Annotated in this window: 18 protein-coding genes, 11 tRNA genes and 3 rRNA genes; 29 read left to right on the top strand and 3 right to left on the bottom strand. The window is 46.7% G+C overall.

Annotation, left to right across the window (positions count from 1 at the left end; genetic code table 11):
- Window positions 1-47 precede the first annotated feature (47 nt).
- The 12 genes from AYR61_RS13625 to AYR61_RS13570 all read left to right on the top strand — a co-directional run bounded on the left by AYR61_RS13625 (window position 48) and on the right by AYR61_RS13570 (window position 9946).
- Window positions 48-356 (top strand): hypothetical protein, encoded by a 309-nt coding sequence (locus AYR61_RS13625; RefSeq protein ID WP_054712220.1) that lies wholly within the window; start codon window positions 48-50, stop codon window positions 354-356.
- A gap of 37 nt (window positions 357-393) precedes the next feature.
- Window positions 394-792: a type IV pilus modification PilV family protein gene (locus tag AYR61_RS13620; protein ID WP_065903536.1), complete on the top strand. Its 399-nt coding sequence runs from the start codon at window positions 394-396 to the stop codon at window positions 790-792.
- Window positions 789-1217, top strand: coding sequence for a competence type IV pilus minor pilin ComGF (locus AYR61_RS13615; RefSeq protein WP_065903533.1), 429 nt, complete (start codon window positions 789-791; stop codon window positions 1215-1217). The genes AYR61_RS13620 and AYR61_RS13615 overlap by 4 nt, the downstream gene beginning before the upstream one ends.
- Window positions 1214-1375: a hypothetical protein gene (locus AYR61_RS15225; RefSeq protein ID WP_156770493.1), complete on the top strand. Its 162-nt coding sequence runs from the start codon at window positions 1214-1216 to the stop codon at window positions 1373-1375. The genes AYR61_RS13615 and AYR61_RS15225 overlap by 4 nt, the downstream gene beginning before the upstream one ends.
- An 89-nt stretch (window positions 1376-1464) precedes the next feature.
- Window positions 1465-2487 carry a class I SAM-dependent methyltransferase gene (locus AYR61_RS13610; protein WP_318529566.1) on the top strand — a complete coding sequence of 341 codons (1023 nt, stop codon included), beginning with the start codon at window positions 1465-1467 and terminating at the stop codon, window positions 2485-2487.
- Between the two features lie 22 nt (window positions 2488-2509).
- Window positions 2510-3700, top strand: a complete 1191-nt coding sequence (locus AYR61_RS13605) for an acetate/propionate family kinase (RefSeq protein WP_056987226.1) — start codon at window positions 2510-2512, stop codon at window positions 3698-3700.
- A gap of 443 nt (window positions 3701-4143) precedes the next feature.
- Entirely contained in the window at window positions 4144-5544 is a 1401-nt protein-coding gene (locus AYR61_RS13595; RefSeq protein WP_054712225.1) for an amino acid permease, read from the top strand.
- A gap of 213 nt (window positions 5545-5757) precedes the next feature.
- On the top strand, window positions 5758-6369 hold the full coding sequence (locus AYR61_RS13590; protein WP_054712227.1) for a metallophosphoesterase family protein: 612 nt from the start codon (window positions 5758-5760) through the stop codon (window positions 6367-6369).
- Window positions 6344-7792: a bifunctional metallophosphatase/5'-nucleotidase gene (locus AYR61_RS13585; RefSeq protein WP_225353327.1), complete on the top strand. Its 1449-nt coding sequence runs from the start codon at window positions 6344-6346 to the stop codon at window positions 7790-7792. The genes AYR61_RS13590 and AYR61_RS13585 overlap by 26 nt, the downstream gene beginning before the upstream one ends.
- Complete coding sequence (locus AYR61_RS13580; RefSeq protein ID WP_054712230.1) at window positions 7785-8522, top strand: YutD family protein; 738 nt, start codon at window positions 7785-7787, stop codon at window positions 8520-8522. Before AYR61_RS13585 ends, AYR61_RS13580 begins: the two co-directional genes overlap by 8 nt.
- 8 nt (window positions 8523-8530) lie before the next feature.
- A complete protein-coding gene (locus tag AYR61_RS13575) occupies window positions 8531-9310 on the top strand; it encodes a TIGR01457 family HAD-type hydrolase (RefSeq protein WP_065903529.1) in 780 nt (259 codons plus the stop codon).
- On the top strand, window positions 9311-9946 hold the full coding sequence (locus AYR61_RS13570; RefSeq protein WP_054712234.1) for a TIGR01906 family membrane protein: 636 nt from the start codon (window positions 9311-9313) through the stop codon (window positions 9944-9946).
- Window positions 9947-10323: 377 nt separating this feature from the next.
- On the opposite strand, the gene AYR61_RS13565 is transcribed toward AYR61_RS13570, so the two are convergent.
- Window positions 10324-10983, bottom strand: coding sequence for a VTT domain-containing protein (locus tag AYR61_RS13565; RefSeq protein WP_056987227.1), 660 nt, complete (start codon window positions 10981-10983; stop codon window positions 10324-10326).
- 202 nt (window positions 10984-11185) lie between these two features.
- Here AYR61_RS13565 and AYR61_RS13560 point away from each other — a divergent pair, with 202 nt between their 5' ends.
- From AYR61_RS13560 to AYR61_RS13480, 17 genes are all read left to right on the top strand, one after another.
- On the top strand, window positions 11186-11776 hold the full coding sequence (locus AYR61_RS13560; protein ID WP_275452930.1) for a peptidylprolyl isomerase: 591 nt from the start codon (window positions 11186-11188) through the stop codon (window positions 11774-11776).
- A 177-nt stretch (window positions 11777-11953) separates the two neighbouring features.
- Complete coding sequence (locus tag AYR61_RS13555; protein ID WP_054712238.1) at window positions 11954-12331, top strand: CvfD/Ygs/GSP13 family RNA-binding post-transcriptional regulator; 378 nt, start codon at window positions 11954-11956, stop codon at window positions 12329-12331.
- 368 nt (window positions 12332-12699) lie between these two features.
- Window positions 12700-14263, top strand: a 16S ribosomal RNA gene (locus AYR61_RS13550).
- Between the two features lie 221 nt (window positions 14264-14484).
- Window positions 14485-17404, top strand: a 23S ribosomal RNA gene (locus AYR61_RS13545).
- 68 nt (window positions 17405-17472) lie between these two features.
- Window positions 17473-17589, top strand: a 5S ribosomal RNA gene (rrf, locus tag AYR61_RS13540).
- The 16S, 23S and 5S rRNA genes sit together here with 11 tRNA genes alongside, the layout of an rRNA operon.
- Before the next feature lie 71 nt (window positions 17590-17660).
- Window positions 17661-17752 (top strand) — tRNA-Ser (locus AYR61_RS13535).
- An 18-nt stretch (window positions 17753-17770) separates the two neighbouring features.
- Window positions 17771-17842, top strand: a tRNA-Glu gene (locus AYR61_RS13530).
- A 42-nt stretch (window positions 17843-17884) separates the two neighbouring features.
- Window positions 17885-17957, top strand: a tRNA-Val gene (locus AYR61_RS13525).
- A gap of 4 nt (window positions 17958-17961) precedes the next feature.
- Window positions 17962-18036: transfer RNA gene (locus tag AYR61_RS13520), tRNA-Asp, on the top strand.
- Window positions 18037-18069: 33 nt separating this feature from the next.
- A tRNA-Phe gene (locus AYR61_RS13515) sits at window positions 18070-18142 on the top strand.
- A gap of 4 nt (window positions 18143-18146) precedes the next feature.
- Window positions 18147-18232, top strand: a tRNA-Tyr gene (locus AYR61_RS13510).
- Window position 18233: 1 nt separating this feature from the next.
- A tRNA-Trp gene (locus AYR61_RS13505) sits at window positions 18234-18304 on the top strand.
- Window positions 18305-18318: 14 nt separating this feature from the next.
- Window positions 18319-18393, top strand: a tRNA-His gene (locus tag AYR61_RS13500).
- Between the two features lie 10 nt (window positions 18394-18403).
- Window positions 18404-18475, top strand: a tRNA-Gln gene (locus AYR61_RS13495).
- Window positions 18476-18502: 27 nt separating this feature from the next.
- Window positions 18503-18573: transfer RNA gene (locus AYR61_RS13490), tRNA-Cys, on the top strand.
- Between the two features lie 40 nt (window positions 18574-18613).
- Window positions 18614-18698, top strand: a tRNA-Leu gene (locus AYR61_RS13485).
- A 252-nt stretch (window positions 18699-18950) separates the two neighbouring features.
- Window positions 18951-19364 (top strand): hypothetical protein, encoded by a 414-nt coding sequence (locus tag AYR61_RS13480; RefSeq protein WP_065903524.1) that lies wholly within the window; start codon window positions 18951-18953, stop codon window positions 19362-19364.
- A 260-nt stretch (window positions 19365-19624) separates the two neighbouring features.
- Here AYR61_RS13480 and AYR61_RS13475 read toward each other — a convergent pair whose 3' ends face one another.
- Together AYR61_RS13475 and AYR61_RS13470 are read right to left on the bottom strand one after the other, a co-directional pair.
- The gene (locus tag AYR61_RS13475) at window positions 19625-19984 is read right to left on the bottom strand and encodes a hypothetical protein (protein WP_056987616.1); all 360 of its coding nucleotides are present in this window, start codon (window positions 19982-19984) and stop codon (window positions 19625-19627) included.
- Between the two features lie 396 nt (window positions 19985-20380).
- Window positions 20381-20947 carry a hypothetical protein gene (locus AYR61_RS13470; protein ID WP_065903521.1) on the bottom strand — a complete coding sequence of 189 codons (567 nt, stop codon included), beginning with the start codon at window positions 20945-20947 and terminating at the stop codon, window positions 20381-20383.
- Between the last annotated feature and the right edge of the window lie 109 nt (window positions 20948-21056).

Here is a 21056-nt window from a genome sequence, read left to right as displayed (position 1 = left end):
AATCGTTAGTGGTTATGGGGATTGTCGGTAGTTTACTAATTTTAAGTATGACTACACGCCAGGCGTTTAGCCATCATTCGCCACGAGCGGAACAAGCCTTTTGGCATACTTTGAACAGTAATTGGCAGGAGGCACAATACGCAGCTAAATATCGTAATCAGCGTACTTCAATTGCGTTTCATCAACATGAGGTCGTCTTTAAAAGTGGGCTTAAGGAGGGGCAACCAACTAAGCTGCACCAACTGGATTATCCAAGCACACTCGTTGGACCCGAGCACGAAGTCGATATCTATGCAGATAGTCATGCTGATCCACAAAGACTGCAGTTTCGATCAAAACTTAAAAATGGTAATTGAACATTAACGGTTCAAATGGGATGGGGGTTATACAGACTTGAAAAGAAATAAACGCTCAGGTTTTATTCTAAGTGATGCTTTAATTGGGCTGGTACTGATTGGATTAGGTGTTTTGACATATGTTGGGTTACAACAGGTAATGATGCAGCATTCTCAGGAAAAACAGTTGCGTGTTCACGCGCTTCGTCAAGAATATGAGTCCTTAGCACCCAAGCTAGAACAAAGAATGCGAGATTCAAAGCAGGAAGAGACGACTAAAAATAAAGCGTCAGCCAAGCCTGATGAGGCATCATCCCATTCAGAAAGTGCTAAGGATTCTCAAGTTTCAGAATCGTCGAATCGTGACACATCGTCTGAGTTGCCGGAAACGGAAAACGAGTCAACACTTTCAAAGCTTCCTGAACAGCCAGAAGAAAAGGTCAGTGACTCGAAATGAAACGAAGTGGCTTTACGTTAGTTGAAACGATTATTGCCTTGTTTGTGACAGCCTTAGCATTGTTGACGCTCCAGATGGGTTATCAGTGGGTCAATAACCATCAACAACAGCGAAATGCGGAGCAATTAGATTGGTATGGCCTGTTAGGAATCATTGAAGGTGGCCGCCATGAATTTGATTTCGACCACATCGATGGCGATGAAGCTTTTGTTCATAGTAATATCGAAAAGAAGGATTACATCATTCGGTACCGCCCAAATATGGATGAGGTGATGGTAACTACCAAGAGTGGCGGTTATGTGCCGTTAATGCAACATGTCACCGATCTTAAATTCACTGAAAATAACCACCATCTCGCTCTCAACATGACCACATCGACCCACCAAAAATTCGCTGCCACCACCATCATAGGAGCAAAAGAATGAAACGAAATGGCTTTGTCACTTTAGTTGCTGTTGCTTTTCTCGGGTTATTAATGGTGCTGTTGCTATTAGAGGTCCAGGGGTATGCCCAACAGCAGCATGCTTACAACGACCTTATAAAGCACTATTCACAAGCAATCAGTGCGCTTCCCCATAAGTAAAGACGGGCTTTAATTTAAATTGTTTGCTTGAATTAGTGAGCATTTATTTGTAAGATAGATTCTGTGGATAATCCTTAACACAGAGGAGGTTGACAACACTGGCTCTGAAAGAAACTGAAGCACTGTTTAATGTGCTTGATCAGTCGGCCCAGTTGTTACGTTCGGCATTGGATACTTCGTACGTGGACGCCTTTATTGAATCAGGCGATAACCTGATTGCAGGCAATGTCCAGGTTGAAGACGGCAAACCGGCTCGGCAGACTGTTGAGCAATTGCAAGCGCTTTATGACGACGTACATTTGGACCAACTGGCAACTGAAAGCATCCGTCAGGCAATCCAGCTTGGCATGCTTAAGGCAATTAAGGAAGACGAGATTCAGGGTAATCACCAATTAACACCCGATACGATTGGAATGGTGATGGGCTACCTTGTGATTCGGCTGGTTGAACATCAGCAGAAGCTCGTTGTTCTTGATCCCGCCGTTGGGACTGCCAACCTGCTGACGACCATCATGAATCAGCTTAGCGATGCCACTCATCATGAGATATCTGGTATCGGAATTGACAATGATGATTCAATGTTAGCGGTGGCGGACATTAACGTGACGCTTCAACACGCACCGGTAGAACTGCGGCATCAAGATGCACTGGGGGATCTATTAGGCACCTCAGCGGATCTGGTTGTTTCGGATCTGCCAATTGGTTATTATCCATTGGATCAAAAAGTGACCAACTTTAAGACACGTGCCAAGGAAGGTCACTCTTACGTGCATCACTTATTGCTGGAACAAGCCATGCAATCGGTGAAGCCCGGCGGATTTGGCATCTTTTTGGTACCAAGTCAGCTCTTCCAATCAGCAGAAGCAAAGACGTTACTCGGATGGTTGCAAGATAGTGCTTATTTACAGGCCTTTTTGAACCTGCCGAAGGATCTCTTTGCCGCGAATGAATCAGAAAAAGCAGTTTTGTTACTGCAACGACATGGTGGCGACGCCAAGCAGGCCGGCAAGGTGATGCTGGGAGAATTCCCATCGTTTAAAGATCAGGATGCTTTTTCGAAATTCATGGCTGAAATTGTTGATTGGGAATTGAATGACTTACTTGCGAAGTAAATAAAAAGGAGACTTTTAAGACATGGGAAAGACACTTGCGGTTAATGCAGGAAGCTCAACATTAAAGTTTAAATTATTTGAGGTACCATCAGAAAAAGTGCTCACAAGTGGCGCTATTGAACGAATCGGTCTGGGTGACTCACTCGTTTCCATTAAGTATGGCGACGGTCAAAAATACGAGAATACTCAGGATGTTAAGGACCATGAAGAAGCCATCCACATCATGTTGGATCAGCTTTTGAGCCTGAAGATCATCGCAAGTTACGATGAAATTACGGGTGTTGGTCACCGGGTCGTTGCCGGTGGTGAATTCTTTACCGATTCTGTCTTGGTTGATGAAGATGCTTTAAAGAAGATCGAAGACTTGTCTGAGTACGCACCACTGCATAACCCAGCTGAGGCAATGGGTATCCGGACGTTCCAAAAGATTTTGCCAAATGTCCCAAACGTGGCGGTCTTTGATACGTCATTCCATACCACAATGCCACAAGTCAATTACATGTACGGGATTCCTTACGAATACTACGAGAAGTTTGGTGCCCGTAAGTATGGGGCCCATGGGACGAGCCACCGTTACGTTGCTGGCCGGGCAGCTGCAATGTTAAACAAGCCGCTTGAAGACTTGAAATTGATTACGTTGCATATTGGTGCCGGCGCTTCGATTACCGCCATTAAGAACGGCAAGTCATTTGATACGTCAATGGGCTTTACCCCGTTAGCTGGTATCATGATGGCCACCCGTTCCGGTGATATTGATGCTTCATTAGTCACTTTCTTGATGGAAAAGTTGAACATCAAGGACCCTAATGACATGATCGACATCTTAAACAAGAAGTCAGGGTTAGTTGGGGTTTCAGAATACTCAGCTGATATGCGTGACCTTGAAAAGGTTCAGGATGAAAATCCTAAGGCACACTTAGCACGTGATATGTACATCAACCGGATCGTGAAGTACGTTGGCCAATACATCGCTGAATTAGGCGGCGTGGACGCCATTGTCTTCACAGCCGGTGTTGGTGAAAACGATATCCCGATTCGCCAAGAAGTTGCTGATCAATTATCCTACTTCGGCATTGGTGTTGATTCTGAAAAGAACAACATTCGTGGCGTTGAACGTGATCTTTCAACGGCGGATGCTACTGTTAAGACCTTGTTGATTCCAACAAACGAAGAATTGATGATCGTTCGTGATGTTGAACGGTTGACTAAATAAGCTGTACGGCTCTATTGAGTTGGGAAGTCTGGGAATTTTTCCTGGGCTTTTTTTGGTTTGGGCTGGTTTCTTTTGGGAGATTAGACCTTTTTGGGGATTGTTGGGTTTCAGATTTCTTCTTATTTTTGTAGGGTGGTTCTTTCTCTGTTATGTAGCTGAAACGCGTTCGGCAAGGCACGGGGCAGAATGTAACGGACTCTGGCCAAAAAGTCAGGCCCGGACTTTTCGGCCAGGGTCCGTTACATTCTGCCCCTAACCCGCCTTGCCTCACGCTCTGATGAATTCTCTTCACTTCACCTTGAAAAAACCTCATCATTTTCAAAGACACCGGTATAACGCGGTTCTTCGGTGTTTGTCGTTGAATAATCATGTTAATTTGGTCCGGTCCATTAAAGAATGCTCATTTTGCCGTGTATAATAGTGATTCATAAGGAGTGAGCGACATGGCAGACAAAGAGACATCAACAACTGAATTTTCACGAGGGTTGAAAAACCGTCACGTGCAGCTGATTGCACTGGGCGGCACGATTGGGACGGGGTTGTTCCTTGGTGCCGGCGAATCGATTCATTCCGCTGGACCGTCGATCCTGCTGGCATACCTGCTGGCTGGGATCGCCTGCTTCTTGCTGATGCGTGCACTAGGAGAACTTTTGTTATCTGATTTGAGCGCGCACTCCTACATCAAATTTATTACGAAATACTTGGGAGAACGCTGGGGCTTCGTTGCCGGTTGGACGTATTGGGTGTGTTGGCTCACCATTGCGATGGCCGATCTAACCGCGGCGGGCTTGTACATGAAATTTTGGTTTCCGCATTTACCACAGTGGGTCACAGGGTTGGTGATTCTGTTGATTCTACTTGGCATTAATTCCATTACGGTAAAAGCGTTTGGCGAAACGGAATTCTGGTTTGCCATTATTAAGATCGTTGCTATCATTGCGTTGATCGTTGCTGGCGTCATTTTAGTTGCCATTAACTTTAAAACACCGGTTGGCCATGCGTCGGTCAGCAATTTATTCGCTGGGAAATTTTTTGCGAACGGTTGGAAGGGATTCTTCCTATCCTTTCAAATGGTACTGTTTGGATTTATCGGCATTGAAATGGTTGGGATGACCGCGTCAGAGACCAGTGATCCGGCAAAAATTATTCCCAAGGCAATCAATGAAATTCCCATGCGCGTCATCCTATTTTATTTGGGATCACTATTAGCGCTGATGTGCATTTATCCTTGGCACTATATTTCGCCATCGACGAGTCCGTTTGTTCAGGTCTTTTCCGCAGTGGGTATCAAGGCGGCCGCAGCCATCATTAACTTTGTTGTGCTGACCGCAGCCGCTTCTGCCTGCAACAGTTCGCTATTCACAACGGGGCGGATGCTGTTTTCACTGACATATGACGGCAAGTCGCCAATGGCTAAACGCTTTGGTAAGTTATCTAAGGCTCAGGTGCCAGTTAACGCCTTGTTGTTTTCGGCAGCCATCATAGCTGTCGTGGTGATCATGAACATGTTTATTCCAGGGAAGGTCTTTACGCTGATTTCAAGTGTGGCAACGACTTGTTTCCTGTTTATCTGGGGATCAATCGTGTTAGCGCACTTGAAGTATCGTCGGGAGGTCAAGGCCGCGCATCAGGAAGCACAGTTAACCTTTAAGATGCCATTTGCACCCTATTCAGATTATTTTGTGCTCCTGTTTCTTGCCATGGTCGGGGTTGTCCTGGTCTTCAAGACAGAAACGCTGATTGCGCTGATTGGTTCAGTCATCTGGTTGGTGGCGCTGTGGCTGGTTAAAACAGTTAAGGACCACGCAAGTTACCGAGACGATTTAGAACAGAATAGGGATTAGACTGAACAAAAGTCGATCGTTTTGATCGGCTTTTTTTCTTTACATGGAACAGTTTTGTTGCCGCAGTGAAAGGCGTATGATTGAAGTCAGAGTTTGTGCCCACAATTCGGGTGAACGCCAGATATGGCCACTCATGTTGCAGGCATGTTAAACTAGTCATGAAAACGATCCGTATCGGTTGTTTAAAAATAAAGCAGCAAAGAAGGGGTTTACGTGAAGTCTTATTTTACGGCGGACACGCATTTCTTTCACAAGGATCTGCTAGGTGATTCAAAATTTGCCCCGCGACCCTTTGCGAACGTAGCGGAAATGAACCAAACGATTATTGATAATTGGAACAAACGCGTCACACCTGAAGATACGGTGTACCATCTCGGCGACATTGCGTTGTATTTTACGCGACCCGAAAAGGTTTCTCATGAAGCGGTTCTTCAGGTGCTCAACGAACTCAACGGGCATTTAGTGCTGATCAAGGGCAACCACGACAGCCGGTCATTGTTTAAATATTTAGCGGCTCACAATTACGAGTATGGTGGCAGACCTAAGTTTACATTTCACGATGTTGGCGTTTTGATCAAGGTTAATCACCGGCAATATTACATGACGCACTACCCGATGATGATGGGTATTGTTAAACAGATCATCAACCTCCACGGCCACATTCATCATTACGCGGTGGGGATCAAAGAAAATATCAACGTTGGCGTGGACACGCCTGAAACGGACTATTTGGTAGAAAAACCGCCATTTGGGACACCGTTTTCCATGGCCGAGGTTGAAGAAATGGTGAAGGGAAAATATGATGACTTCCAAAAAAGACGTTAAGCAAGACCAAACGGAGTTGGTAGAACGAATTACGATCCTTCACACAAATGACTTGCATTCTCACCTTGAAAATTGGCCGCAGATCAGACGTTTTTTGAGTGAGGAAAAGGCGCGTTACGAAGCTGCAGGTCATACTGTCCTGACCTTTGATATTGGTGATGCGATGGATCGCGAGCATGCATTAACGGAGGCCACCGATGGGAAGGCCAACGTTGACCTCATGAATACGATCCACTACGATGGGGTGACGATTGGCAATAATGAGGGACTTGGCAACACAAAATCGCAACTCAATCACCTCTTTGATGCAGCAAATTTTGATGTCATTTTAGGCAATTTACTGACCGCGCCAAACAAGACGCAACCAAAGTGGGCGATGCCCGCAAAACTCATTGAAACAGCGGCACACACGCGAGTTCTGGTGCTTGGATTGACTGCCCCGTACACACTGACCTATCCGCTGGTGGGGTGGCAGCCGATTTCAGTGGAGCGGATGCTGCCACGGTTGCTGACCCAGTATGAGGGGCAGTACGACGCTGTGGTGCTGCTGTCTCATTTGGGCATCGACGTCGACCGCATGATTGCCAAGCGACACCCAGAGGTTGACGTCATCATTGGTGCCCACACCCATCATTTACTCGTCCATGGTGAACACGTGAATCAATCGTTACTTGCTGCGGCGGGCAAATGGGGTCAGTATATTGGCACGATTCAACTGACGTTAAAGGACCACCACATTTCGACTAAAGAGGCCTCAGTTGTCAAAACGGAGACGCTGCAGCGTGCAACGACCGACCGTGATGAGATCAATGGCTATGTGACCAAGGGTGAACAGCTGCTCGCTGCCCGTAAAATTGCGACTTTACCAGTTGCCATGGAACATAGTTGGGAGGGCCATTCACGGCTCACCAGCGAAGGATTGGCGGCCTTAGAAGATTACGCGCAAACGGATGCAGCCATTATTAACGGCGGCCTGTTTATGACTGATCTGCCGGCTGGTGAAGTAACCGCCAATGATTTTCATAACCTGTTGCCCCACGCGATGCACGTCATGCGCGTGACATTAAATGGGTACGACCTCTGGCGGTTGATTCGGGAAATGGAAAAGAATCGCGTTTTTCTCAGTCGTTTTCCAATTAAGGGCATGGGCTTTCGCGGTAAAATTTTTGGCGCAATCAACTATTCAGGTATCAGTTACGATGCGCATGATCAGCAAGTGTTGTACCGTGGTGAAGTGCTTTCGCCAGTGCGGCACTACACCGTTGCGATGCCGGATCACTACCTGTTCATTCCGTTTTTCCCGACGATCAGTATCGTTGGGCAAAATGAAATTATGTATGGTAAACTATTACGGAACGTTTTAAGCGATTATCTTGCAAAACGCTACCCACTTCAAGCGGGGAAGGAGGCTAACAATGGATAAAAAAACACTTCAAGAATTAATTGAGGAAACCCGCACGAGCAGAGCTGCTGGCGGCGTGGTCGTCAGTGAAGACGAGACCCACTACCAGATCAATGACCACCCGTACGAATTGCTGACGAATTACCGGGATGCCTTTGACAAAATGGAACTGAGCGACCGGTTCAACGCCTATTTTTCAAAGTATGACTACCTTGTTGGTGACTGGGGATTCGGTCAGTTGCGACTCCGCGGTTTTTACAGCGAAGAACGCAACGTGCCCATTGAGGCTAAGATTACGGCACTGCAGGATTACCTGGATGAAAATTGCAGTATCGGGTGCCCGTATTTTGTGCTGAAGAATCAGGATGTGCGGGTCGTTGAACCTAAAAAGCGCAAGCCGCGCTCATCCAACAACCGTCGTCACCGCAATGGGACTCACAATAACGGTACCAGTAACCAGACGAATGACCGCAGCTCACAGTCAGGCGACCAACGTGGGCACGAACAGAGCCGTAATTCGAATCGGTCAACTCATTCACGGAAAAACACGTCGAACACCAATGGCAATGGGCAACACCGCAACAATCGGAATAACGCCCATTCAAACCACCAGTCTAAACGGCAGACCGCCTATGTGACTGAACAAATCAAAGAGGTGAAGCAGACGCCGTTGAGCAAACGTGACGGCACTGTTAAAACGGTGGGCCATAGCAAGCACCGGCGCTTTACCATAAGAGAAAAGAAGGACTGACGCGTTTCATGACAAAACACTACGACGGGTACTTTATTGACCTAGACGGGACGATCTACGCAGGCAAACGCCGTATTCCGGCAGCTAAACGCTTTATCGAACGGTTACAGAACACCAATACCAATTTTATGTTTGTGACCAATAACACCACAAAATTGCCCGCTGATGTTGTGCGCAACTTAGGCGATAACCACGATATTCACGTTACAGAAGATAATGTGTATACGGCCGGGTTAGCAAGTGCCGATTACGTGGCACAGATTGCCCAATCAGGCCAGGACAGTGTTTATATTGTCGGTGAAATTGGGTTGATCCAGGCCTTTTTAGACCGCGGGTTTCACTTAACGGAGCACGATCCGGACTTTGTGGTGGTGGGCTTAGATTCCGATGTCACCTACCACAAACTATCGTTGGCCATTCTTGCCATTCGGGCGGGGGCAACGTTTATCGGGACCAACCCGGATTCAAATATTCCGAACGAATTGGGCATGTTACCGGGCGCTGGTTCGCTGGTCGAGATGGTTGCGTATGCCACCCAGCAACGACCGGTATATATTGGGAAACCCCGGTCGATCATTATGGCAAATGCGTTGCAACGTAGTGGCCTTAGAAAGGATCAGGTCGTGATGGTGGGGGACAACTACCGCACGGATATCACGGCTGGTTTGGACTTTGGAATCGATACACTGCTCGTGTATACCGGGTTGTCAACACGCGCGCAAGTCGCTCGTGAAGACCGGCAGCCGACTGTTGAATGTGATTCACTGGATGATTGGGAGTTGGTGTAGATGTTAAGATTGCGGCGATTTATCGCATGGACGGTAGTTTACCTAGCGTTGGTATCCTTGATTATTTGTTTGACCATCAACAGTTTTTGGCTGTACCGGTTGAATTTGAATTTCAGCACGATTCCGCATCAGGTAGGCTTGTCAGTGTCCCGACTTATGACAAACTATCACCAGCTTTTAGGCTTCCTAGAACTGCCGTGGATTCATCACCTGAACATGATGGATTTCCCGACGTCTCCTAGTGGACTGCAACACTTCATCGATGTTAAACACCTGTTCTTATTAAATAACGTGATCCTGATTGTAACGATTATTCCGGCAGTTATTTTTACAGTCCGGTTAGTGCGGCATCGGCAGGCATGGCTGTTTATTCGTACGTTTCAAATTGCGGCGGTGATCCCGGTGTTCTTTGGGTTATTGATGCTGGTTAACTTTAATGGGTTCTTTATTGCATTTCATAAGGTCCTGTTTCGCAATTCTGATTGGTTGTTTAACCCTCAATTTGATCCGGTCATCAATGTGTTGCCTGAAAGTTTCTTTGCGCAGTGCTTCGTGATGGCGTTTGGCTTGTTCGAGATCGTGATGGTTCTCGGGATTTGGTATGGTAAATATCAGTTGACCCATGATGATGATTAAAAAAGGCGTTCATTGCGGATCCGGTTATGGATCGTGCGATGAACGTCTTTTTTGTGATGTTATTAAGGCGTGGGACGGCAAGCCTTGGCTTGTGCTGACGGTACTGCTGAGGAATGTCGTTACCTGTTATTTTCTTACTTGGAGACATTGATGAAATGCTTTGGAGGAAGCTGAAGGTTGCACACATGGCTATTTTGTGTAAATTTCAAGTCATGGAATTTGGTGAGGGCCGTTTCTGTCTTTCTTGGCTGCATTGCCGAAACGCGTTACAGAAAGCAAAGACTTGCACAGAAGGCGACTCTGATACAAAATCCAAACCCCGGATTTTATATCAGAGTCGCCTTCTGCTCCAGTCTTTAAACACTTTCTTCCACGCTCTACTCTTCTCCCGCCGGCGCCTTTCTTCCCTTCAGGAAGCCAACGGACGCTGGGATCATGGAGACCACGATGATGCCGATGACAACGAGTGAGAAGTGGTCCTTCACAAAGCCGATATTGCCGAAGAAGAAACCGCCGGCACAACAGAGACCCACCCAACAAATGGCCGCAGCCACGTTATACTTGATAAAAGACTTATAATCATAGTCCGATGTAGCTGCTACAAATGGGGCTAGGGTGCGGATGATCGGCATGAACCGTGCTAGAAAAATGGCCATGGCACCGTGCTTTTCAAAGAAGCCATGCGCCTCGTTAAGCCGTTGCTGGCTGAAAACGCGACCGAAAAGTTTGTTTTTTGTTAGGGCAACACCAACGTGACGACCAATGAAGAAGTTCAGTGAGTCACCGCCGATCGCGGCTGCCAAGAAAATCACGATAAAGACAAGAATACTGAGATGATAGTCAGGGTTTGCTGCCAACGCTGCAGCGGCAAACAGGAGTGAATCCCCAGGCAGGAACGGCAAGATAACCGCCCCAGTTTCAACCAACACAATAAGAAATAAGATGCCGTACGTCCAACCGCCAAAGGTGTTGACGATATTAACCATATGCTGGTCAATGTGGAGGACGAAATCAAAGAGGGTCGTTAAAAAGGTCATGTAGGCAATAGTCCTTTCAGGTCTAAGATAGTCAATGTGCTTCAATGCTGAGGTCATTGTATCAAATCACCAGCAGAATACCAGTATTTTGGGAAAACTTAGAAAAAACGCATGAAGTAATAGGTTAAGACACCATCAAAGTTGATTTTTAATCTTAAACATGGATAATAGAATAGATATCAGAAACATAATGGAGGTTTTGCTGGTGAGTTTTCCACAACTACATCTTGATACAGTAAATGGTCCTAAGGTGGTCATGCATACATCGTTAGGCGATATTAAGATTCAATTATTCCCTGAACAAGCACCCAAGGCAGTTGAAAACTTTGTGACGCTCGCAAAGGATAACTACTATGATGACGGCGTTTTTCACCGGGTCATTAATGATTTTATGATCCAAGGTGGCGATCCAACAGGTACTGGTATGGGCGGCGACTCTAAATGGGGGACGCCGTTTGAAGATGAATTTTCTAAGGACGTTTATAATCTGCGTGGCGCATTATCGATGGCCAATGCGGGTCCGAACACGAACTCAAGTCAATTCTTCATCGTTCAAAATCAGCATTTGTCGGAACAGTTAAGTGAGCAGATGACGGAAGCCCATTTTCCAGATGAGATCGTTACCGCTTATCAAAAGGGCGGGACGCCGTGGCTGGATTTTCGGCACACGGTGTTTGGTCAAGTAACTGATGGCATGGATGTGGTTGATGCCATTGCGACAGTGAAGACAGACGGTAGTGACAAACCACTTGAAGACGTTAAGTTATCCTCAGTGGAAGTCATTGACGATTAGTATTGAAAAGTCTTGAAGAGTGACTGGTTCAGTGAATCTGCTGAGGCAGTTATTTTTTTGCAGAGATGTTTCCCCTAATATAGAGGTAACAAGGTGGTATAATGCATTTATCGGACTTTTGTCATACGGGTAGTATCCGTGTGATTTCAGACAGTTAGTTATGTTAGGAGGAGCAGTATGTATCATATTGGTGATAAAGTAACGGGTACGGTTACCGGGATTCAACCATACGGTGCGTTTGTTGACCTTGGTGATAACACACAGGGATTAATTCACATTTCAGAGTGCCACTATGGGTTTGTAAAGGATATCCATCAATATCTTACCGTTGGCCAGACAATGACGGTTGTGATTTTGGATATTGATGAGTTTACTGGGAAAATATCATTATCGTTGAGATGCCTGGAGGAACCAAAGGCAACGCAGATTGATCAACCAGATAATCATCACAAACATTATTGGACGAGCCGCAACGTCCATGAAGGGTTCACGCCGATTGCTGACCGCCGTCACGGATGGGAACAAGAGGCACTTCGTGAGTTCGTTCGCAAATAAATGAATCTTTTTCAAATAAGTGCTTGACCGACTGTTGTTTTGCTGGTATTATTTTACCTGTTGTTAAAGACGACGTCACAGATTGAACGCATAATTATTCAAGTGGCCGTTGTCTCGATAACGCCATTCACTTGTTTAACCGATTCGTTAAACATTTGGTTGAATAAAGATTCAAAATAATGGTTGACATCATTTTGGATCTTAGCTATACTAAATGAGTTGATTCAAACAAGTAGACCTTTGAAAACTGAACAAAGTTTTGTTTCACAAAGTGCGGGGCATCTCAACTGTAAGTTGAGATCAAATGTAATTTGCGAACGTCAATTCGCTTATTAACAATGTAACAACAAATGAGTCACAAACAATCATAAAATGAGAGTTTGATCCTGGCTCAGGATGAACGCTGGCGGCGTGCCTAATACATGCAAGTCGAACGCATCCCGTTAAATGAAGTGCTTGCACGGATTTTAACATCGGATGAGTGGCGAACTGGTGAGTAACACGTGGGTAACCTGCCCAGAAGCAGGGGATAACACTTGGAAACAGGTGCTAATACCGTATAACAACAAAAACCGCATGGTTTTTGTTTGAAAGGTGGTTTCGGCTATCACTTCTGGATGGACCCGCGGCGTATTAGCTAGTTGGTGGAGTAACGGTTCACCAAGGCAATGATACGTAGCCGACCTGAGAGGGTAATCGGCCACATTGGGACTGAGACACGGCCCAAACTCCTACGGGAGGCAGCAGTAGGGAATCTTCCACAATGGACGAAAGTCTGATGGAGCAACGCCGCGTGAGTGAAGAAGGTTTTCGGATCGTAAAACTCTGTTGTTGAAGAAGAACACGTTTGAGAGTAACTGTTCAGACGTTGACGGTATTCAACCAGAAAGCCACGGCTAACTACGTGCCAGCAGCCGCGGTAATACGTAGGTGGCAAGCGTTATCCGGATTTATTGGGCGTAAAGCGAGCGCAGGCGGTTACTTAAGTCTGATGTGAAAGCCTTCGGCTTAACCGGAGAAGTGCATCGGAAACTGGGTAACTTGAGTGCAGAAGAGGACAGTGGAACTCCATGTGTAGCGGTGAAATGCGTAGATATATGGAAGAACACCAGTGGCGAAGGCGGCTGTCTGGTCTGTAACTGACGCTGAGGCTCGAAAGCATGGGTAGCGAACAGGATTAGATACCCTGGTAGTCCATGCCGTAAACGATGAATGCTAGGTGTTGGAGGGTTTCCGCCCTTCAGTGCCGCAGCTAACGCATTAAGCATTCCGCCTGGGGAGTACGACCGCAAGGTTGAAACTCAAAGGAATTGACGGGGGCCCGCACAAGCGGTGGAGCATGTGGTTTAATTCGAAGCTACGCGAAGAACCTTACCAGGTCTTGACATACTGTGCTAACCTAAGAGATTAGGCGTTCCCTTCGGGGACGCAGATACAGGTGGTGCATGGCTGTCGTCAGCTCGTGTCGTGAGATGTTGGGTTAAGTCCCGCAACGAGCGCAACCCTTATTGTCAGTTGCCAGCATTTAGTTGGGCACTCTGGCGAGACTGCCGGTGACAAACCGGAGGAAGGTGGGGATGACGTCAAGTCATCATGCCCCTTATGACCTGGGCTACACACGTGCTACAATGGATGGTACAACGAGTTGCAAACTCGCGAGAGCAAGCTAATCTCTTAAAGCCATTCTCAGTTCGGACTGTAGGCTGCAACTCGCCTACACGAAGTCGGAATCGCTAGTAATCGCGGATCAGCATGCCGCGGTGAATACGTTCCCGGGCCTTGTACACACCGCCCGTCACACCATGAGAGTTTGCAACACCCAAAGTCGGTTCGGTAACCTTCGGAAGCCAGCCGCCTAAGGTGGGGCAGATGATTAGGGTGAAGTCGTAACAAGGTAGCCGTAGGAGAACCTGCGGCTGGATCACCTCCTTTCTAAGGAATAATACGGAAGCCCTGCACTGAGACAAAACTTTGTTTAGTTTTGAGAGGTCTACTCTCAAACTGGTTCTTTGAAAACTAGATAATATCAATTTTCTTTTATTAATTAATAATTTCATTAATTAAGCCGAGAACACCGCATTATTTTGAGTTTTTTATTAGTAGTTAAACTACTTCGCATATACTCAATTAACTGAAATCACGTTAGTGATTTAGGTTAAGTTAACAAGGGCGCATGGTGAATGCCTTGGCACTAGGAGCCGATGAAGGACGGGACTAACACCGATATGCTTCGGGGAGCTGTACGTAAGCTTTGATCCGGAGATTTCCGAATGGGGAAACCCAGCCATCTTAACCGATGGTTATTGCTTAGTGAATACATAGCTAAGTAAAGGCAGACGTGGGGAACTGAAACATCTAAGTACCCACAGGAAGAGAAAGCAATTGCGATTCCCATAGTAGCGGCGAGCGAAGTGGGAACAGCCCAAACCAGGAAGCTTGCTTCCTGGGGTTGTAGGACTGAACATTTGAGTTACCAAAGTTGTTGGTAGTTGAACAGGTTGGGAAGCCTGGCCAAAGAGGGTGATAGCCCCGTAAACGAAACCAATAACCCTCAGTTCAGGATCCTGAGTACGGCCAGACACGTGAAACCTGGTCGGAATCCGGGAGGACCATCTCCCAAGGCTAAATACTCCCTAGTGACCGATAGTGAACCAGTACCGTGAGGGAAAGGTGAAAAGCACCCCGGAAGGGGAGTGAAATAGTTCCTGAAACCATGTGCCTACAATTAGTTGGAGCCCGTTAATGGGTGACAGCGTGCCTTTTGTAGAATGAACCGGCGAGTTACGCTAACATGCAAGGTTAAGTTGAAAAGACGGAGCCGTAGCGAAAGCGAGTCTGAAACGGGCGTTTCAGTATGTTGGTCTAGACCCGAAACCAGGTGACCTACCCATGTCCAGGGTGAAGGTGCGGTGAAACGCACTGGAGGCCCGAACCCGTGTACGTTGAAAAGTGCTGGGATGAGGTGCGGGTAGCGGTGAAATTCCAAACGAACTTGGAGATAGCTGGTTCTCTCCGAAATAGCTTTAGGGCTAGCCTCGGAATTGAGAATCGTGGAGGTAGAGCCACTGTTTGGACTAGGGGCCCGTCATGGGTTACTGAATTCAGATAAACTCCGAATGCCACAGATTTATATCCGGGAGTCAGACGGTGAGTGATAAGATCCATCGTCGAAAGGGGAACAGCCCAGACCACCAATTAAGGTCCCTAAGTGTATCCTAAGTGGAAAAGGCGGTGAAGTTGCATAGACAGCTAGGATGTTGGCTCAGAAGCAGCCACCATTTAAAGAGTGCGTAATAGCTCACTAGCCGAGTGATTTTGCGCCGAAAATGTACCGGGGCTAAGGATACCACCGAAATTGTGGATGTGACCATTAGGTCACGTGATAGGAGAGCGTTCTAAGGGCGGTGAAGCTAGATCGTAAGGACTAGTGGAGCGCTTAGAAGTGAGAATGCCGGTATGAGTAGCGAAAGATCAGTGAGAATCTGATCCACCGAATGACTAAGGTTTCCTGGGGAAGGCTCGTCCTCCCAGGGTTAGTCGGGACCTAAGCTGAGGCCGAGAGGCGTAAGCGATGGCTAACAGGTTGAGATTCCTGTACTAGTAAAGTGTGTTTGAACGATGGAGGGACGCAGGAGGCTAAGCCGTGCGCACGATTGGAAATGTGCGTTCAAGCAGTAAGTCAGGTTACCAGTTAAATGCTGGCAGCCGGGTTGACAAGCTGTGATGAGGACCGAATTTAAGTAGGGAAGTGGCCGACGTCACACTGCCGAGAAAAGCTTCTAGTGAATACTTTATTACCCGTACCGCAAACCGACACAGGTAGTCGAGGAGAGTATCCTAAGGTGTGCGAGTGAACTCTTGTTAAGGAACTCGGCAAAATGACCCCGTAACTTCGGGAGAAGGGGTGCTGCACGCAAGTGCAGCCGCAGTGAAAAGGCTCAGGCGACTGTTTATCAAAAACACAGGTTTCTGCAAAATCGTAAGATGACGTATAGGGGCTGACGCCTGCCCGGTGCTGGAAGGTTAAGTGGATGAGTTAGCTTCGGCGCAGCCCAGAAATGAAGCCCCAGTAAACGGCGGCCGTAACTATAACGGTCCTAAGGTAGCGAAATTCCTTGTCGGGTAAGTTCCGACCCGCACGAAAGGCGTAACGATCTGAGCACTGTCTCAACAAGAGACTCGGTGAAATTATAGTACCTGTGAAGATGCAGGTTACCCGCGACAGGACGGAAAGACCCCATGGAGCTTTACTGTAGCTTGATATTGGGTGTTGACACAACTTGTACAGGATAGGTCGGAGCCGTAGAGGCCGGAACGCTAGTTTCGGCAGAGGCGCTGGTGGGATACGACCCTTGTTGTGTGAACACTCTAACCCGCACCACTTAGCGTGGTGGGAGACAGTGTCAGGTGGGCAGTTTGACTGGGGCGGTCGCCTCCTAAAAAGTAACGGAGGCGCCCAAAGGTTCCCTCAGAATGGTTGGAAATCATTCGTAGAGTGTAAAGGCAGAAGGGAGCTTGACTGCGAGACAGACAGGTCGAGCAGGGACGAAAGTCGGGCTTAGTGATCCGGTGGTACCGTATGGAAGGGCCATCGCTCAACGGATAAAAGCTACCCTGGGGATAACAGGCTTATCTCCCCCAAGAGTCCACATCGACGGGGAGGTTTGGCACCTCGATGTCGGCTCATCGCATCCTGGGGCTGTAGTCGGTCCCAAGGGTTGGGCTGTTCGCCCATTAAAGCGGTACGCGAGCTGGGTTCAGAACGTCGTGAGACAGTTCGGTCCCTATCCGTCGCGGGCGTAGGAAATTTGAGAGGAGCTGTTCCTAGTACGAGAGGACCGGAATGGACACACCGCTGGTGTATCAGTTGTGCCGCCAGGCGCATTGCTGAGTAGCTATGTGTGGATGAGATAAACGCTGAAAGCATCTAAGTGTGAAACTCGCCTCAAGATGAGATTTCCCATTCCTATATGGAAGTAAGACCCCTGAGAGATGATCAGGTAGATAGGCTAGAAGTGGAAGTCCAGTGATGGATGGAGCGGACTAGTACTAATCGGTCGAGGACTTAACCAAGTAAGAAAACGGTGATTTCCGGTAGGAAAACGATATTATCTAGTTTTGAGAGCATCAGTTCTCAATAGTGTGGTGGCGATAGCCTGAAGGATACACCTGTTCCCATGCCGAACACAGAAGTTAAGCTTCAGCACGCCAAGAGTAGTTGGGGGATCGCCCCCTGCGAGGGTAGGACGTTGCCACGCGATTTGATTTCCGACTCAGTTGTTGGGACAACTTTAATAGTGAGTTTTGATGACGCATGTCGGAGACTCTTGGAGAGTTGTCCGAGTTGGCCGAAGGAGCACCACTGGAAATGGTGTAAACGGGCAAAAACCTGTTTCAAGGGTTCGAATCCCTTACTCTCCGTTCAGCAACTTTTAGTATGACCCGTTGGTCAAGTGGTTAAGACACTGCCCTTTCACGGCAGTAACATGGGTTCGAATCCCGTACGGGTCATTAGTCGAAAGACTACAATAAGTTTTTAGTTAACAACCTCATGGAGGATTAGCTCAGTTGGGAGAGCGTCTGCCTTACAAGCAGAGGGTCACAGGTTCGAGCCCTGTATCCTCCATCATGGTCCGTTGGTCTAGTTGGTTTAGGACGCCTGCCTGTCACGCAGGAGATCACGAGTTCGAGTCTCGTACGGACCGTTGTTAATAATTGAATATTAACAAGCATTAAATGGCTCGGTAGCTCAGTTGGTAGAGCAACGGATTGAAGCTCCGTGTGTCGGCGGTTCGATTCCGTCCCGCGCCATTATGGATGGGTAGCGAAGTCTGGCTAAACGCGGCGGACTGTAAATCCGCTCCTTCGGGTTCGGTGGTTCGAATCCACTCCCATCCACCATAGGGATATAGTATAATGGTAGTACATCGGTCTCCAAAACCGCTAGTGTGGGTTCAACTCCTACTATCCCTGTTTGTCATGTGATGGCGGTATTGGTGAAGTTTGGTTAACACACCGGATTGTGGTTCCGGCACGCGTGGGTTCGAGTCCCACATACCGCCCTTTGAAGATTGGGTTATAGCCAAGTGGTAAGGCAACGGACTTTGACTTCGTCATGCGCTGGTTCGAATCCAGCTAACCCAGTTGGATATGGTTCATCGATTTCAATATGGCGGTATAGCCAAGTGGTAAGGCAGAGGTCTGCAAAACCTTCATCGTCGGTTCGAATCCGATTACCGCCTTTGCCTTATTGAGAGGCCTATTCAACAACATTCAATTTATGCCGGAGTGGCGGAACTGGCAGACGCGCTGGACTCAAAATCCAGTGTCCGTTGAGGACGTGTGGGTTCGAACCCCACCTCCGGTACTAAAGTGACTAAGATAAATGATCTTAGTCTTTTTTTGTGTTTAAATTATTAATATTGCCTGTAATCATTACCGGCTCTTAGTCATCTAACGGTGCTTAAGCACGTGGTGAAGTGACCCGCAATTTTGTTCTAGAACGACAGTCGTGTACGGACTGTTGTCTAATTGGTATAAACCATGATATACTTTCTCTAAAAATTTTGAATCTGTCTGGACACTTGTTCGTTACTTTGCCCACAAAATAGGAGGAACTATGTACACTGGTCACCCATCATTGAAACAAGTGATAGAAACCTACGCTGAATTACACCGCGCCAGCCACACGCTATTTCGACCTGGACACCAAATTGATACTATTTTGAACATTCACAATCCGCTTGATCGATACCGGCCTATTGAATTACGAAATGAACAGATGCTGAGGGCAACCTCTTACGAAAATAAAATTGGCGATGTCACGCTAAAACTGATTTATGAGGAAACGCCATTAACCGCATATTTGTCCTATACAATCAAACACGCCAGACTTCATTTTAAACACTTCGTCGGCTATGTTGGAAACGAACAATACCCACTTGAGTCCTTCATTAAGGTGATTGGCGTCCAATTGCCGAAATTGATGGTCCCTAAAAAGAATCGTGTCATTTTTCCAGCTTTCTTTGTGTAGGCGTTGGTTGATGTAAAACATGAAGACACAGGTGCAACCATACTTTGTTTCGACTTCCGCAGCATGCTCATACGCCCTGATTAGTCATTAGTGCCTGTATGAGAGTGGTGTTTCATACTGAGTCTTAAAAACATCCCAAGACCAGAATTCATACGATGAATTCAGTCTTGGGATGTTTTTAATGATTGGGCAGGAAAACGATGAATGAGAGTCAAACTATGCTTCTACTCGACACTATATCACTCACGAAGGCGGACCCGTTATTTTGTTATCGCTAAACTCTTAAGAAGTACGACTATGGCGTCAAAATAGGCATCTGGGCGGGCATGCAACAGATCCTGATGGTCAACGGGCAAGATGTGCATTTGATGCACTTCATGCGCGTTAAAAACGGATAAAATCTGTTTATCCACTATGTATAAGATATCGTCGTTCGCATTATCCGTTACTGAAAAAGCATGTTCAGCTGAAACTGGATAGGCAAGGTGATGGGCTGTTAACCAGTCGCTGAGGTGATCACAGAATTGATTGATTAATGCAGTATCAACAATTGGGTTTCCCGTTAGCGCAGGCTGGAACTTCCCTTCACGAATGTCCCCAACAACTTTAATTTCTTTCAAGTCTTCAACCTCCCAGATAAGTCTTGATTACATTCAGTATCATAAAGCAAGAACGGCATTTATGATATTATTTGATGGACATTTTAGAAATCTTTAAAAGGTTGGTTGGGCAGGGCGCCCTATGAGATGAAAATACGGTTGAATCATCACTTTATTCTCTAAATGAGGGGGTGCATGAGCAGTGTCTTTAAACACTAAAAAAGCCTGTAAGCTAACAAATTGGGGTTTAGCTTGCAGGCTATTGGAATTGAGAAATCCTTATATAAGGCAGTAAAATCAGCTTTAAATGAGGTTCCTTTGTCGTTAACGGTTCAAAATGAGCACGATTGCAGTGAAGCAGGCTGATAACAGTAAGAATCGGTTTGACGTTTGGGATAGCTGTCTCGTGAGTAGGAATCAGATTATGAGACATACGATCGTCACAATAATCATTAAAATAGCTGATTCTGTCATGAAGAGTGCCAAAACGATTAAAACGCCTAGGAGGCCAACTGTTCCTGACCATTTAACGGTTACAAAATGAGCTTTAAAGAAGTACCCGTAACACAGAAATGGCAGTAACATGGCCTTAACGGCAGCAAGGGGCAGATATTGATGACTCAGCAGGAAAAAACTGGGCACTAACGCAGAAAAAAGCAGCGCCATACTGAGCAGACCCCATTCATTCGTGAACTGAGCTGGCAGTATAAATAACAGCACCAATAAAATGACAATGAGATCGTTAATCACATTGACCATTAGGGGTAACATTAGGTTACTCAACACGGTGACAACGATGGTGGCCAATAACCATAATTGCGTTTTAAACCGGGCGTAATAAGGGCTATTTAGGGCAATGAAGAGGTCACCAAATGCAAAGAACACCACGGCAATCATCATTAAAAAGGGGAGCAGTGTTGGTGTTTCATAGGCTTTAAAAGAGATCGAAGCGGCGTACATCGTGATTCCGGCGGTTTGTAGCACACTGAATAATATCACTTGCAGGAGTCGGCGGTAGCGTACGATCAGTAGTTTTATAGTTTCGATAAGATCAAATCCTCCGCAGTATCAATGTCCTTATCCTATACATTTT

Origin of the sequence: Secundilactobacillus paracollinoides, from assembly GCF_001702155.1 — a bacterium.
Lineage (GTDB): Bacteria > Bacillota > Bacilli > Lactobacillales > Lactobacillaceae > Secundilactobacillus > Secundilactobacillus paracollinoides.
Note: the sequence above shows the minus strand (reverse complement) of the source record. Positions and strands in the feature narration are given on the sequence as shown.